The 14,220-nt window shown below is 56.4% G+C and carries 14 protein-coding genes; 9 read left to right on the forward strand and 5 right to left on the reverse strand.

The window, feature by feature from the left end; genetic code table 11:
- Positions 1 to 70: 70 nt before the first annotated feature.
- Positions 71 to 793, forward strand: a complete 723-nt coding sequence (gene deoD, locus IAE27_RS09115) for a purine-nucleoside phosphorylase (RefSeq protein WP_004108460.1) — start codon at positions 71 to 73, stop codon at positions 791 to 793.
- Positions 794 to 847: 54 nt separating this feature from the next.
- On the opposite strand, the gene lplA is transcribed toward deoD, so the two are convergent.
- Positions 848 to 1,864, reverse strand: a complete 1,017-nt coding sequence (gene lplA / locus IAE27_RS09120; protein ID WP_023329219.1) for a lipoate--protein ligase LplA — start codon at positions 1,862 to 1,864, stop codon at positions 848 to 850.
- A gap of 10 nt (positions 1,865 to 1,874) precedes the next feature.
- Positions 1,875 to 2,516, reverse strand: a complete 642-nt coding sequence (locus IAE27_RS09125) for a YtjB family periplasmic protein (RefSeq protein ID WP_004108456.1) — start codon at positions 2,514 to 2,516, stop codon at positions 1,875 to 1,877.
- Between the two features lie 104 nt (positions 2,517 to 2,620).
- On the opposite strand from IAE27_RS09125, the gene serB reads away from it, so the two are divergent.
- Genes serB through nadR form a run of 3 tightly spaced genes read left to right on the forward strand, consistent with a single transcriptional unit; the run spans position 2,621 to position 6,238 of the window.
- On the forward strand, positions 2,621 to 3,592 hold the full coding sequence (gene serB / locus IAE27_RS09130; RefSeq protein ID WP_004108454.1) for a phosphoserine phosphatase: 972 nt from the start codon (positions 2,621 to 2,623) through the stop codon (positions 3,590 to 3,592).
- Positions 3,593 to 3,601: 9 nt separating this feature from the next.
- Positions 3,602 to 4,984, forward strand: a complete 1,383-nt coding sequence (radA, locus tag IAE27_RS09135; protein ID WP_004110386.1) for a DNA repair protein RadA — start codon at positions 3,602 to 3,604, stop codon at positions 4,982 to 4,984.
- A 21-nt stretch (positions 4,985 to 5,005) separates the two neighbouring features.
- Positions 5,006 to 6,238: a multifunctional transcriptional regulator/nicotinamide-nucleotide adenylyltransferase/ribosylnicotinamide kinase NadR gene (gene nadR, locus IAE27_RS09140; protein WP_004108450.1), complete on the forward strand. Its 1,233-nt coding sequence runs from the start codon at positions 5,006 to 5,008 to the stop codon at positions 6,236 to 6,238.
- Positions 6,239 to 6,427: 189 nt separating this feature from the next.
- On the opposite strand, the gene ettA is transcribed toward nadR, so the two are convergent.
- Positions 6,428 to 8,095: an energy-dependent translational throttle protein EttA gene (gene ettA / locus IAE27_RS09145; RefSeq protein ID WP_004108448.1), complete on the reverse strand. Its 1,668-nt coding sequence runs from the start codon at positions 8,093 to 8,095 to the stop codon at positions 6,428 to 6,430.
- A 223-nt stretch (positions 8,096 to 8,318) separates the two neighbouring features.
- On the opposite strand from ettA, the gene sltY reads away from it, so the two are divergent.
- Entirely contained in the window at positions 8,319 to 10,256 is a 1,938-nt protein-coding gene (gene sltY, locus IAE27_RS09150; protein WP_004108446.1) for a murein transglycosylase, read from the forward strand.
- 117 nt (positions 10,257 to 10,373) lie between these two features.
- Positions 10,374 to 10,706 (forward strand): trp operon repressor, encoded by a 333-nt coding sequence (gene trpR, locus IAE27_RS09155; protein ID WP_004108439.1) that lies wholly within the window; start codon positions 10,374 to 10,376, stop codon positions 10,704 to 10,706.
- Here the strand turns inward: trpR and yjjX are convergent.
- Positions 10,687 to 11,208: an inosine/xanthosine triphosphatase gene (yjjX, locus tag IAE27_RS09160; protein WP_016809140.1), complete on the reverse strand. Its 522-nt coding sequence runs from the start codon at positions 11,206 to 11,208 to the stop codon at positions 10,687 to 10,689. The two genes, trpR and yjjX, sit on opposite strands and share 20 nt — an antisense overlap.
- A gap of 114 nt (positions 11,209 to 11,322) precedes the next feature.
- Here yjjX and gpmB point away from each other — a divergent pair, with 114 nt between their 5' ends.
- Positions 11,323 to 11,970 (forward strand): 2,3-diphosphoglycerate-dependent phosphoglycerate mutase GpmB, encoded by a 648-nt coding sequence (gene gpmB / locus IAE27_RS09165; protein WP_004108435.1) that lies wholly within the window; start codon positions 11,323 to 11,325, stop codon positions 11,968 to 11,970.
- On the opposite strand, the gene robA is transcribed toward gpmB, so the two are convergent.
- Positions 11,967 to 12,836, reverse strand: a complete 870-nt coding sequence (robA, locus tag IAE27_RS09170; protein WP_004108433.1) for an MDR efflux pump AcrAB transcriptional activator RobA — start codon at positions 12,834 to 12,836, stop codon at positions 11,967 to 11,969. The genes gpmB and robA overlap by 4 nt on opposite strands.
- A 209-nt stretch (positions 12,837 to 13,045) precedes the next feature.
- On the opposite strand from robA, the gene creA reads away from it, so the two are divergent.
- On the forward strand, positions 13,046 to 13,519 hold the full coding sequence (gene creA / locus IAE27_RS09175; RefSeq protein WP_004110391.1) for a protein CreA: 474 nt from the start codon (positions 13,046 to 13,048) through the stop codon (positions 13,517 to 13,519).
- Between the two features lie 12 nt (positions 13,520 to 13,531).
- Positions 13,532 to 14,218, forward strand: a complete 687-nt coding sequence (creB, locus tag IAE27_RS09180) for a two-component system response regulator CreB (RefSeq protein WP_154022783.1) — start codon at positions 13,532 to 13,534, stop codon at positions 14,216 to 14,218.
- Positions 14,219 to 14,220 lie beyond the last annotated feature (2 nt).

Here is a 14,220-nt window from a genome sequence, read left to right on the forward strand (position 1 = left end):
CACCGGGCCTTTTTTGTCAGCCTGATTAGGCGTAGCCGCCATCAGGTATAACATTCAGAAGGATTTAACGATGGCTACTCCACACATTAACGCAGAAATGGGCGATTTCGCTGACGTTGTGCTGATGCCTGGCGACCCGCTGCGCGCGAAGCACATTGCCGAAACTTTCCTTGAAGATATCCGTGAAGTAAACAACGTCCGCGGTATGCTGGGCTTCACCGGTACCTATAAAGGCCGCAAAATCTCCGTTATGGGTCACGGTATGGGTATCCCCTCCTGCTCCATTTATGCAAAAGAGCTGATCACCGACTTCGGCGTCAAAAAAATCATTCGCGTAGGCTCCTGCGGCGCGGTGCGTATGGACGTTAAGCTGCGCGACGTGGTTATCGGCATGGGCGCCTGCACCGACTCTAAAGTTAACCGTATGCGTTTCAAAGACCACGACTTTGCGGCGATTGCCGACTTTGGCATGGTGCGTAACGCGGTTGACGCGGCAAAAGCGCTGGGCGTTGACGCTCGCGTGGGCAACATCTTCTCTGCTGATCTGTTTTATGCGCCGGACGGCGGTGAGATGTTCGACGTAATGGAAAAATACGGCATTCTGGGCGTGGAAATGGAAGCGGCCGGGATCTACGGCGTCGCGGCGGAATTCGGTGCGAAAGCGCTGACCATCTGCACCGTATCTGACCACATCCGTACCCACGAGCAGACCACGGCTGCTGAACGCCAGACGACCTTCAACGATATGATCAAAATCGCGCTGGAATCCGTTCTGCTGGGCGATAAAGAGTAATCATCTCTTCCTCCCTCTCCCTATGGGAGAGGGGCGACGTGATCTGACCGCACGTTAGCGTACCGCGCCGGCAATCCACGCTGACAGCTCACGCAGCTCTTTCTCCTGCTCCGGGAAATCAACGAATAAAGCCTCGCACTCCTGCTGCAGCATATCCGCGCGGTACAGGCAGCCCTGCAGTCGGGCGGCAAGCGCTTCCAGCGGTGCCGGGTTAAGGCTGTCGGTAAAGACCTGAGTGCGCGTGATATGGCCTTTTTCGACGTCGAAATGGAGCTCTACGCCGCCCCAGGTAAAACGTTCGTCCAGCAGATGGCTGAAAGCAGGTGCCTGGCCAAAGTTCCACTCCCAACTGCTCTGGCGAGCAAAGGTCGCGGCAAAATTCGGCAGGTTCGGCATTTTCTCCGGAGAGATCACTTCTGCAGTGACGCGTTCACCGTAATGGGCGAAAAACGCCTCCTGGATCGCCTCGCAGACCTGCTGATGGGTAATGCCCGGCAGCAGCTCGACCAGATTGGCTACGCGCCCGCGTACGGAGGTAATGCCTTTAGCCTGCAGCTTTTTCTTATCGGGGTTGAGGTAGTTGGCCAGACGGCTTAAATCGGCGTTCAGCAGCAGCGTTCCGTGGTGAAAGCCGCGATCCATCGTTTCGCGATAGGCGGAGCCGGAGACTTTTCGGTCGCCTTCAGCGGTTTTTACGACCAGATCGTTACGGCCTGAGGCTTCCGCCGTGACGCCCAGCGAATTCAGCGCCGTCAGGACGATATTCGTGGAAACGGTTTTATCGTACTCTGGCTTTCCGGCCATAAAGGTAAAGCAGGTATTGCCCAGATCGTGGAATACCGCGCCGCCGCCGCTGCTGCGACGCGCCAGGCGCACGTTGTCTTCTTCCATACGTCGGGTGTTGCACTCTTTCCACGGGTTTTGTGCGCGGCCAATGACCACCGTATCGGCGTTGCGCCACAGAAACAGCACCCGTTGAGTTGCGGGCATCTGGCGAAAAATGGACTCCTCAACCGCCAGATTGAACCAGGGGTCGTAAGAGTCAGAGAGCAGCAGGCGCAGCGTGGGCATAGCGATTTCCTTATTCTGATTCATCTTTATCTTCATCCTGCACCGGCTTATTGGCGGTAAGCAGGAAAGGCGATTGCTGCCAGCGGGTACGTTTTCCCTGCAGCAGGGTGCGCGTCAGGACGACGCCGATAGCCAGAGATAGCAGCAGCATCAGACGCAGGATATTGGTGGTATTATCGACCTGCTGCGCTTCGGTGGCTAACGTGTGGGTATCCAGCGTCAGGCGCAGGTAGCCGAGCGGCCCGTTTTTACCCTGAACAGGCTCAACGATTTGCTGGTTGAAGTAGCCGCCCGCTTTTTTCCCGTCCAGCGCCAGCCGATCGCGTACCTCGACGCTTTCGCCGGAACGCGCCACCAGGTCACCCTGTTCGTCATACACGCCGGCGTCGAGGATCCGGCTTTTATGGGTAAGCTGGTCCAGCAGCTGGCTAATTCGCTTTTCGTCGGGAGTTTCGCTGTGCATCAGCGGCGCCAGGTTCAGCGTGACCTGCTGGGCGAGCGTGCGGGCCAGTTCTTCCAGCTGCGGATTGCGCTGCTTCTGACTGTTCTGGCTAAACCACGAAGCGCCCTGCATAAGGGCGACGAGGAGTGCGAGACAGATCAGAACTATCACCGCGCGATGCAGCCGGAATTTAAGTTTTGCGCGTACCATATTCCACCTTTGAAAATTTGCAGCTTAATGTTGCCAGAAGCGCTGGTTACAAGGTAGCCTCATGCGTTATTTTCCTCGCCTGAATGAAGTTATGTGGAGCCGTGATGCCAAACAGTTTGACCTGGTGCGACCTGCCTGAAGATGTTTCCCAGTGGCCTGGATTGCCGCTTTCCCTGAGCGGTGATGAGGTTATGCCGTTGGATTATCATGCCGGACGTAGCGGCTGGCTGCTGTATGGTCGCGGTCTCAACAAGCGTCGTCTGACCGAGTGGCAGCGGGAGCTGGGGGCGGCCCTGGTGATTGTTGCCTCCTGGGCGGTTGACGACTATCAGGTGATTCGTCTGGCTGGTTCTTTAACGCTACGAGCGACCCGTCTGGCCCATGAGGCCGGGTTTGACGTCGCGCCGCTGGGGAAAATCCCGCATTTACGCACGCCGGGCCTGCTGGTTATGGATATGGACTCGACGGCGATTCAGATCGAGTGCATTGATGAAATCGCCAAACTGGCCGGTACCGGCGAGCTGGTCTCTGAAGTGACCGAGCGCGCGATGCGCGGCGAACTTGATTTCACCGCCAGCCTGCGTCAGCGGGTAGCGACGCTGAAAGATGCCGATGCCAACATTCTTCTGCAGGTGCGTGAAACGCTGCCGCTGATGCCGGGGCTGACCCAGCTGGTGCTGAAGCTGGAAACGCTCGGCTGGAAGGTGGCGATCGCCTCCGGCGGCTTCACCTTCTTTGCCGAGTATTTGCGCGACAAGCTGCATCTCGACGCGGTGTTCGCCAACGAACTGGAGATCATGGACGGTAAGCTGACCGGCAACGTCATCGGCGATATCGTCGATGCGAAATATAAAGCCAGTACGCTGCGTAAACTGGCGGAAAAGTATGAAATCCCGCCGGCGCAAACCGTCGCTATTGGCGATGGCGCAAACGATCTGCCGATGATTAAAGCGGCAGGACTCGGCATCGCCTATCATGCTAAGCCCAAAGTGAATGAACTGGCGGAAGTGACAATCCGCCACGCTGACCTGATGGGGGTATTCTGTATTCTCTCCGGCAGCATGAATCAAAAGTAAGAGGTTAACGTGGCGAAAGCTCCAAAACGCGCATTTGTCTGTAATGAATGCGGTGCGGATTATCCGCGCTGGCAGGGGCAGTGCAGCGCCTGTCATGCCTGGAATACCATAACCGAGATGCGCATTGCCGCTTCGCCGCAGGTGGCAAGAAACGAACGCCTGTCAGGTTACGCCGGTAATGCCGGCGTATCGAAGGTGCAAAAGCTCTCTGATATCAGCCTCGAAGCGCTGCCGCGCTTTTCGACCGGATTTAAAGAATTTGACCGCGTGCTCGGCGGCGGCGTGGTGCCGGGAAGCGCGATTCTGATCGGCGGTAACCCCGGCGCGGGCAAGTCGACGCTGCTGCTGCAAACCCTGTGTAAGCTCTCCGAAGGCATGAAAACGCTCTACGTCACCGGGGAAGAGTCGCTTCAGCAGGTGGCGATGCGCGCTCACCGCTTAGGTCTGCCCACCGCCAACCTGAATATGCTGTCAGAAACCAGCATTGAGCAGATTTGTCAGATTGCCGACGAAGAAAAGCCGCAGCTGATGGTTATCGACTCCATCCAGGTGATGCATATGGCCGACGTGCAGTCATCGCCGGGCAGCGTGGCTCAGGTGCGCGAAACGGCGGCCTATTTAACGCGCTTTGCCAAGACGCGCGGCGTGGCGATCGTCATGGTCGGCCACGTGACCAAAGACGGCTCGCTGGCCGGGCCGAAAGTGCTGGAGCACTGTATTGACTGCTCCGTGCTGCTCGACGGCGACGCCGATTCTCGTTTTCGCACCTTGCGCAGCCATAAAAACCGCTTCGGCGCAGTCAACGAGCTGGGCGTATTCGCTATGACCGAGCAGGGGCTACGTGAAGTGAGCAACCCCTCGGCTATCTTCCTGAGCCGCGGTGACGAAGTGACTTCGGGCAGTTCGGTAATGGTGGTCTGGGAAGGTACCCGACCGCTGCTGGTGGAGATCCAGGCGCTGGTCGATCACTCAATGATGTCCAACCCGCGCCGCGTGGCGGTGGGGCTGGAGCAGAACCGTCTGGCGATCCTGCTGGCGGTACTGCATCGTCACGGTGGTCTGCAGATGGCTGACCAGGACGTGTTCGTCAACGTTGTTGGCGGTGTGAAGGTCACCGAAACCAGCGCCGACCTGGCGCTGCTGCTGGCGATGGTTTCCAGCCTGCGCGACCGTCCTCTGCCGCAGGACCTGGTGGTTTTCGGCGAAGTGGGTCTGGCGGGCGAAATTCGCCCGGTGCCGAGCGGCCAGGAGCGTATTTCCGAAGCGGCTAAGCATGGTTTTCGTCGGGCGATTGTGCCGGCCGCGAATGTGCCGAAAAAAGTGCCGGAAGGGATGCAAATCTTTGGCGTGAAAAAGCTTGCGGACGCGCTAAGCGTCTTTGACGACTTATAATAAGTTAAAAGGAGACTCGCCATGTCGTCATTTGACTATTTAAAAAGCGCCATAAAGCAGAAGGGCTGTACGCTACAGCAGGTGGCGGACGCCAGCGGAATGACAAAAGGCTACCTGAGCCAGCTGCTGAACGCCAAAATTAAAAGCCCCAGCGCGCAAAAGCTGGAAGCGCTGCACCGGTTTCTCGGGCTTGAGTTTCCGCGTCGGCAAAAAAGCGTTGGCGTGGTATTTGGTAAGTTTTACCCGCTGCACACCGGGCACATCTACTTGATTCAGCGCGCCTGTAGCCAGGTCGATGAGCTGCATATCATTATGGGCTACGACGATCCCCGCGATCGCGAGCTGTTTGAAAAGAGCGCGATGTCGCAGCAGCCGACCGTGCCTGACCGCCTGCGCTGGCTGCTGCAAACGTTCAAATATCAAAAAAATATCCGCATCCACGCCTTCAATGAAGAGGGAATGGAGCCTTATCCGCACGGCTGGGACGTCTGGAGCCGCGGGATCCGCGCCTTTATGAGCGAGAAGGGCATTGAGCCTAACTGGATCTACACCTCGGAAGAGGGCGACGCGCCGCAGTATCTGGATCATCTGGGGATTGAAACCGTTCTTATCGATCCTAAACGCACCTTTATGAACATCAGCGGCGGGCAGATTCGTGAGAATCCGTTCCGCTATTGGGAATATATTCCTACCGAAGTGAAGCCCTTTTTCGTACGCACGGTGGCGATCCTCGGCGGTGAGTCGAGCGGGAAGTCGACGCTGGTGAATAAGCTTTCCAATATCTTTAATACCACCAGCGCCTGGGAGTATGGCCGCGACTACGTCTTTTCGCACCTCGGTGGGGATGAGATGGCGCTGCAATATTCCGACTATGACAAAATCGCTCTCGGTCATGCGCAGTATATTGATTTTGCAGTAAAATATGCCAACAAAGTGGCATTTATCGATACTGACTTTGTCAGTACTCAGGCGTTTTGTTTGAAGTATGAAGGGCGGGAACATCCCTTTGTTCAGGCGCTGATCGATGAGTATCGCTTCGACCTGGTCATTCTGCTGGAAAACAACACGCCGTGGGTAGCCGATGGCTTGCGAAGCCTTGGCAGCTCCGTAGACCGCAAAGAGTTCCAGTCGCTGCTGGTGTCGCTGCTCAGGGAGAACGAGATAGATTTTGTGCATGTGAAAGAGGCTGATTACGACGCCCGCTTCCTGCGCTGCGTTGAGCTGGTGAAAGAGATGATGGGCGAGCAGGGATAGGCCTTCTGCGGCCTGATGCCGCATGAATCCCTGGCCCGGCTAAGCGCAGCGTGAGCCGGGGAAATGGCTGAAGCGGTATTGCGGTTGGTTTCCCGGCTGGCGGCATGAATGCCTGAGCCGGGCTACAACACTCTCCCGGCGGGAGAGAGACAAATACTAAAAAGGGCAACCTGCGTTGCCCTTATGCTCTTATTTCGCAATACGTTTGTACTTGATACGCTTCGGCTCCAGCGCATCGGCGCCGAGGGTGCGTTTCTTATACTCTTCGTATTCGGTAAAGTTACCTTCGAAGAACTCCACCTTACCTTCATCCTGGTAGTCCAGAATGTGGGTCGCGATGCGGTCGAGGAACCAGCGGTCGTGCGAGATAACCATCGCGCAGCCCGGGAACTCCAGCAGGGCGTTTTCCAGCGCGCGCAGGGTTTCGATATCCAGGTCGTTGGTCGGTTCATCGAGCAGCAGGACGTTACCGCCAACCTGCAGTAGCTTCGCCAGGTGCAGACGACCGCGCTCACCGCCGGACAGTTCGCCAACGCGCTTGCCCTGGTCAACGCCTTTGAAGTTAAAGCGGCCCACGTAGGCGCGGCTCGGCATCTCGGTGTTGCCGATCTTCATGATATCCAGGCCGCCGGAAACTTCTTCCCACACGGTTTTGCTGTTGTCCATAGCGTCGCGGAACTGATCGACGGAGGCCAGCTTGACGGTTTCACCCAGGGTGATAGAACCGGCGTCAGGCTGTTCCTGACCGGACATCATGCGGAACAGGGTCGATTTACCCGCGCCGTTAGGACCGATGATGCCGACGATAGCGCCCTTCGGTACTGAGAAGCTCAGATCGTCAATCAGCACGCGGTCGCCGTAGGACTTACGCAGATTGCTGACTTCCACGACTTTATCCCCCAGACGCGGGCCTGGCGGAATAAACAGTTCGTTGGTTTCGTTACGTTTCTGATACTCGACGTTGTTAAGCTCTTCAAAGCGCGCCAGACGGGCCTTACCCTTAGACTGACGGCCCTTCGCGCCCTGACGGACCCACTCCAGCTCTTTCTCGATTGACTTACGACGCGCCGCTTCCTGAGAAGCTTCCTGCGCCAGACGCTGGTCTTTCTGCTCCAGCCAGGAGGAGTAGTTACCTTCCCACGGAATACCTTCGCCGCGGTCAAGCTCAAGGATCCAGCCGGCCACGTTGTCGAGGAAGTAACGATCGTGGGTAATCGCCACCACGGTACCTTCGAAGTCGTGAAGGAAACGTTCCAGCCACGCTACGGATTCCGCATCCAGGTGGTTAGTGGGTTCGTCGAGCAGCAGCATGTCTGGCTTTTCAAGCAGCAGACGGCACAGCGCGACGCGGCGGCGTTCACCCCCGGAGAGATTGGCGATTTTCGCGTCCCAGTCCGGCAGACGCAGGGCATCTGCGGCGCGCTCCAGCTGCACGTTCAGGTTATGGCCGTCGTGGGCCTGGATAATCTCTTCAAACTTGCCCTGCTGAGCGGCGAGCTTGTCGAAGTCGGCATCCGGCTCAGCGTACTTCGCGTACACCTCGTCCAGACCTTTCAGCGCATTGACCACTTCGGCCACCGCCTCTTCAACCGACTCACGTACGGTCTGCTCTGGGTTGAGCTGCGGCTCCTGCGGCAGATAGCCGATTTTCAGGCCCGGCTGCGGACGAGCTTCGCCTTCGATATCGGTATCAATGCCGGCCATGATGCGTAGCAGGGTAGACTTACCGGCGCCGTTCAGACCGAGAACACCGATTTTTGCGCCAGGGAAGAAGCTCAGGGAGATATTTTTCAGAATATGACGTTTCGGCGGAACCACTTTGCCGACACGATGCATGGTATAAACGAATTGAGCCACGTTGGACTTCGCCTCTCATTTATAATGATAGATAGTTTTCAAAGGCGAAGTGTAGCCTTTTTCGCGCTTTAATCCCAGCGAGGCGATGGGTTTCACAAAAGAGTAAAAAAATGTCCGGGACGTGGCGCGATTCGCGTTGTCTGATTAGCATATCTACGTAATACCTGAAATTTTTGCCCGCGGCATGATGCTGCTGTGATGTACCTGAATAGAGGAAGAGCTTGTGGAAAAAGCCAAAACTGTGACGTGGCGTCTTCTGGCCGCCGGCGTAAGTCTGCTGACGTTAAGCCAACTGGCGCATGCGGATTCACTGGATGAACAGCGCAGCCGCTATGCTCAAACTAAACAGGCATGGGACAACCGACAGATGGATGTCGTCAATCAGCTGATGCCCACCCTGACGACCTATCCGCTTTATCCTTATCTCCAGTATCGTCAGATAACCGACGATCTGATGAACCAACCGGCGCTGGTGGTCACCAATTTTATCGCCGCTAACCCTACGCTGCCTCCCGCACGATCGCTGAAATCCCGCTTTGTTAACGAACTGGCGCGTCGCGACGACTGGCGAGGCCTGCTGGCGTTTAGCCCGGAGAAACCGACCGGTACCGAAGCGCAGTGTAATTACTACTATGCGAAATGGAACGTCGGCCAGACTCAGGAAGCCTGGGATGGGGCGAAAGCGCTGTGGCTGAGCGGCAAAAGCCAGCCAAACGCCTGCGATCGGCTATTTGGCGCCTGGCGGGCCTCAGGTCAGCAGGATCCGTTGGCCTATCTTGAACGGATCCGTCTGGCGATGAAGGCGGGAAATACCAGCCTGGTAAGGGTTCTGGCCCAGCAGATGCCGTCCGATTATCAAACGATTGCGACGGCGGTTATCGCGCTGGCTAACGATCCGAATAGCGTTATGACCTTTGCCCGTACAACCGGCGCGACGGATTTTACCCGCCAGATGGCGGCGGTCGCCTTTGCCAGCGTTGCGCGGCAGGACGTGGAAAATGCGCGCCTGATGATCCCTTCATTAGCGCAGGCGCAGCAGCTTAATGAAGATCAAATCCAGGAGCTGCGTGACATCGTCGCCTGGCGACTGATGGGCAGTGACGTGACCGAAGAGCAGGCCATCTGGCGCGACGACGCTATCATGCGCTCCCAATCCACTTCGTTGGTGGAGCGCCGGGTACGTATGGCGCTTGGTCTTGGCGATCGTCGCGGCCTGAATACCTGGCTGGCGCGTTTGCCGATGGAAGCGAAAGAGAAGGATGAATGGCGCTACTGGCAGGCCGATCTGCTGCTGGAGCGCGGGCGCGATGATGAAGCGAAAGATATTCTGCGCTCGCTGATGCAGCAGCGCGGTTTCTACCCGATGGTCGCAGCCCAGCGCCTGGGCGAGGAGTACACTTTCCGTATTGATAAAGCTCCCGCTAATCTCGATCCGGCGCTGACCTCCGGGCCGGAAATGGCTCGAGTCCGCGAGCTCATGTACTGGAATATGGACAATACCGCCCGCAGCGAGTGGGCCAATCTGGTCACCAGCAAGACCAAAGATCAGCAGGCACAGCTGGCGCGTTACGCGTTTAATCAGAACTGGTGGGATCTCAGCGTTCAGGCCACGATCGCCGGGAAACTGTGGGATCAGCTGGAAGAGCGTTTCCCGCTGGCCTATAACGATCTTTTCAAACGCTACATCAGCGGGAAAGATATTCCGCAAAGCTACGCGATGGCCATTGCGCGTCAGGAGAGCGCCTGGAACCCGAAAGCCGGTTCACCGGTAGGTGCCCGCGGTCTGATGCAGATTATGCCGGGTACGGCGACGCATACGGTGAGCATGTTCAGTATCCCTGGCTATAGCGGTCCATCGCAGCTGCTGGATCCGGAAATGAACATCAACATTGGTACCAGCTATCTGCAGTATGTTTATCAGCAGTTTGGCAATAACCGTATCTTCGCCTCAGCGGCCTATAACGCCGGGCCAGGGCGGGTGCGCACGTGGCGGGGCAACAGCGGCGGCCGTATTGACGCGGTGGCGTTCGTCGAGAGCATTCCGTTCTCTGAAACGCGCGGCTACGTCAAAAACGTTTTGTCCTATGATGCCTACTATCGCTATTTTATGGGCCAGAAAGATGCTCTGCTGAGCGATGCGGAGTGGAAGCTGCGCTACTAGCGCTGTCGTTTTCGGGCAACATAGCAAAAGGCGATGTTGCCCGAAATCCGTAGAGTCCGGACAGAAGTATGTTATGCTTTGTACTCGTTAGTGAGTACATCCGACAGGTGGCGTAACATGACCCAACAATCCCCCTATTCAGCAGCGGTAGCCGAACAGCGTCATCAGGAGTGGCTGCGTTTTGTCGCGCTCTTACAGCAGGCGTACGCCGACGATCTTCATCTGCCGCTTTTACAGCTTATGCTGACCCCCGACGAGCGCGAGGCGCTGGGTACGCGGGTACGTATTATTGAAGAGCTGCTGCGCGGTGAGATGAGCCAGCGCGAGCTAAAAAATGAACTCGGCGCCGGCATCGCGACTATCACCCGCGGTTCGAACAGCCTCAAGTCAGCGCCGCCGGAGCTGCGTTTATGGCTGGAGCAGTCGTTGTTTAACGCTGGCGATAAATAGCGTTATGAAACGGACTTAGCGCCAGCACGACGGCCTGATGATAAACGCTGCTGCGGGTCAGTTTTCCGGCCGTAAATACGCCGATTGCGCCCTCTTTACGGCCAATTTCATCGATGCCGGTATGCTGAGACATCACTGGACCCAGCGCTTCCCCTGCCTGAACTTTTTCAAGAATGACCTGCGGCAGCGGTAGGGTTGCCGAGCGCGCTTCGCCGCGCAGGCTACCGTTATCGATGATCACCCAGCTAAAAGTGCTGCCCTCGTCGATTCCGGCTTCAATGGCGACCCAGAAGTCCGCATTTGGCTGCGCAAGACGCGCGTTAGCCACGCGATTTCGTGCGCCAGCGCGCGTTTCGTCGCTGCCAAAAGGCTGTTCCGGCACGCCGCTCTCGACGGAGACGGACTCAATGTGGCAGGATCCTTCGCCGAAGATCTCGTTGAAAGCCTGCAGAATTGCCTGAATTTTGGCGGGATTAGTGGTAGCTGAGACAACATGGTGCATAATCAAAATAACTCAGAATGACTTAACATCATCGCAGTATACTCCAAACCCTTCTTGTTGCAGGCGGCTATGCTTGAAGCGAGAGGGTTAAGAGCTCATAACGGATAATAAAGCATGTTACAGGTATACCTTGTTCGCCACGGTGAAACGCAGTGGAACGCCGAGCGACGTATTCAGGGCCAGTCCGACAGTCCGCTTACCGCCCACGGTGAGCGTCAGGCCTGGCAGGTAGGCGAGCGCGCCAGAACGCTGGGGATTACGCATATAATTGCCAGCGACTTAGGTCGGACGCGGCGTACCGCAGAAATCATCGCTGAAGCCTGCGGATGCAGCGTCATAACCGATTCACGCTTGCGTGAGCTGGATATGGGCGTGCTGGAAAAGCGCCATATTGACTCGCTAAGCGAAGAAGAAGAGGGCTGGCGTCGCCAGTTGGTCAACGGCACGCCCGATGGGCGTATCCCGCAGGGGGAATCGATGCAGGAGCTGAGCGAGCGTATGCATGCGGCGCTGGCATCTTGCCTGGAACTGCCCGCAGGCAGCCGGCCGCTGTTGGTGAGCCACGGCATGGCGCTGGGATGTCTGGTGAGTACGATTCTTGGTTTGCCGGCATACGCGGAGCGACGTCTGCGTCTGCGCAACTGCTCCATTTCCCGCGTTGACTATCAGCAGAGCCCCTGGCTGGCGTCAGGATGGGTAGTGGAAACCGCGGGGGATGTTTCGCATCTTGATGCCCCCGCGATGGATGAACTACAGCGTTAACGACGAATCGGGATCAGGTATTCGCAGCGTAGCTGAATGGGCGGTTCCTGATTCCGGCTTTCATCTTCCGGAAAGAAACGTTCGATATCCAGACCTTTACGGCGGGTGAGGTTGAGCATCGGCATGCAGGTGCCGTAAACCGTCAGAATAAATTCCTGTAACCCGGTACCCAGTCCTTCGTAGGTAAACATCACGTACTCGCCGCCTTCCAGCGTCACCGGATGGGCGTTGTGCAGGTGACCGTTAGCCAGCTCCGGCGTCAGCGCGGTGGTGTAGAACACCTCCTGCTCATCGTCTTTATCCATGCTGGGGCGCGGTTCGTGCAGGCCGTACAGCGTCGGGGGAATTGACGGCGTATTGGCGAGGAATTCACGCCAGAACTGAACGCGCATCTGATTACGGAAATCGGAGATCTCTTCCAGCTTACAGGTATAGCTCTGAGTGACGCCAACCAGCTGAGTGGTGTTCAGCGTGACGAATTCATACTGCGGCATGGTGAACTCGCCCAGACGCAGCGGAGGGCGCATACCGTAAGAACTCCAGTCTGGAGAGCGTCGATAGAGGGCTGGCGTCAGCGAAAACTGCTTTTTGAAAGCACGCGTAAACGTCTGCTGCGAATCAAAACGATACTGCAGCGCGATATCGAGAATCGGACGTGCGGTCAGGCGCAGGGCAACCGCTGACTTAGATAAGCGACGGGCGCGAATATAGGCACCGATGGCGTGGCCGGTGACGTCCTTGAACATTCTTTGCAGATGCCACTTGGAATAACCTGCCTTCGCTGCCACATTGTCCAGTGAGAGTGGCTGATCCAGGTGACCTTCCAGCCAGCTAAGGAGATCGCGAATAATCCCTGCTTGATCCATAAAATATCCCCATCCTTAAACTCAGGTGCCTGATACTAAAGGTAGCGGATAATAGCATTTTTTGATGTTTTAGCATTCAGTGTTTTTTTTGCTTTTAAATGCGATTATTCCACAAGTATCGGTGGTAATTTTGTAAAGCTGTGATCTATAAAACTTTTCTTCATAATGAGTGATAATCACTCAGCTAAATTTTTAAGAATGGTAACAATATGAAATACAAGAAGTTAGTTGCAGGAATGTTTTTACTGGCCGGCTGTCAGGTGGCCCAGGCGGAGCAAATCGGCTCCGTGGATACGGTATTTAAGTTTCTTGGTCCGGATCATAAAATCGTCGTGGAGGCCTTTGACGATCCGGATGTCCAGAACGTGACGTGCTACATCAGTCGCGCGAAAACCGGCGGAATTAAAGGCGGGTTAGGCCTGGCGGAAGATACCTCTGATGCCGCAATTTCCTGTCAGCAGGTGGGGCCCATTGAGCTGACGGATAAAATTAAAAACGGGAAAAAGCAGGGGGATGTGGTATTCCAGAAACGCACCTCGCTGGTTTTTAAAAAGCTGCAGGTCGTGCGTTTTTATGATGCGAAACGCAATGCGCTGGTCTATCTGACCTATTCAGATAAAATCGTTGATGGCTCGCCGAAGAATGCGCTTAGCGCCGTGCCGATTATGCCATGGAATAAATAACAGGGAACGCCGATGCAACAACCGCGGATCTGGTTGGTGGAAGATGAGCTCAGCATTGCCGATACGCTTGTCTACATGCTGCAACAGGAAGGATTTATCGTTACGGCGTTTGAGCGCGGGCTACCCGCTCTGGATGCCGCCCATCATCAAATACCTGACCTGGCGATCCTCGACGTCGGGCTGCCGGATATCAGCGGTTTTGAGCTATGCCGTCGTCTGCTGGCCCGCTATCCGGCGTTGCCGGTGCTGTTTCTGACGGCCCGCAGCGAAGAGGTGGATAAGCTGCTTGGCCTGGAAATCGGCGCCGATGATTATATCGCCAAGCCCTTTTCCCCTCGTGAAGTGTGCGCCAGGGTGCGCACCGTCCTGCGGCGGCTGCAAAAATTTGCCGCGCCTTCGCCGCTGCTACGGGTAGGGGAATTTACTCTGCATGACGCTGCGGCTCAGGTTACGTGGTGCGGACAGCCCCTGAATCTGACCCGCTATGAGTTTTTATTATTAAAAACGCTGCTTCACTCTCCCGGCCGCATTTTTTCTCGCCAGCTGCTGATGGAGCAAGTTTGGGGCGACGCGAACGAGAGCTTCGATCGCACCGTGGATACCCATATCAAAACGCTGCGCGCGAAGCTGCGAGAAGTTAACCCCAATATCTCCCCTATTAGTACGCATCGCGGCATGGGATACAGCCTTGAAGGTTAGTG

The organism is Klebsiella sp. S69 (genome assembly GCF_016516145.1).
GTDB lineage: Bacteria > Pseudomonadota > Gammaproteobacteria > Enterobacterales > Enterobacteriaceae > Klebsiella > Klebsiella oxytoca.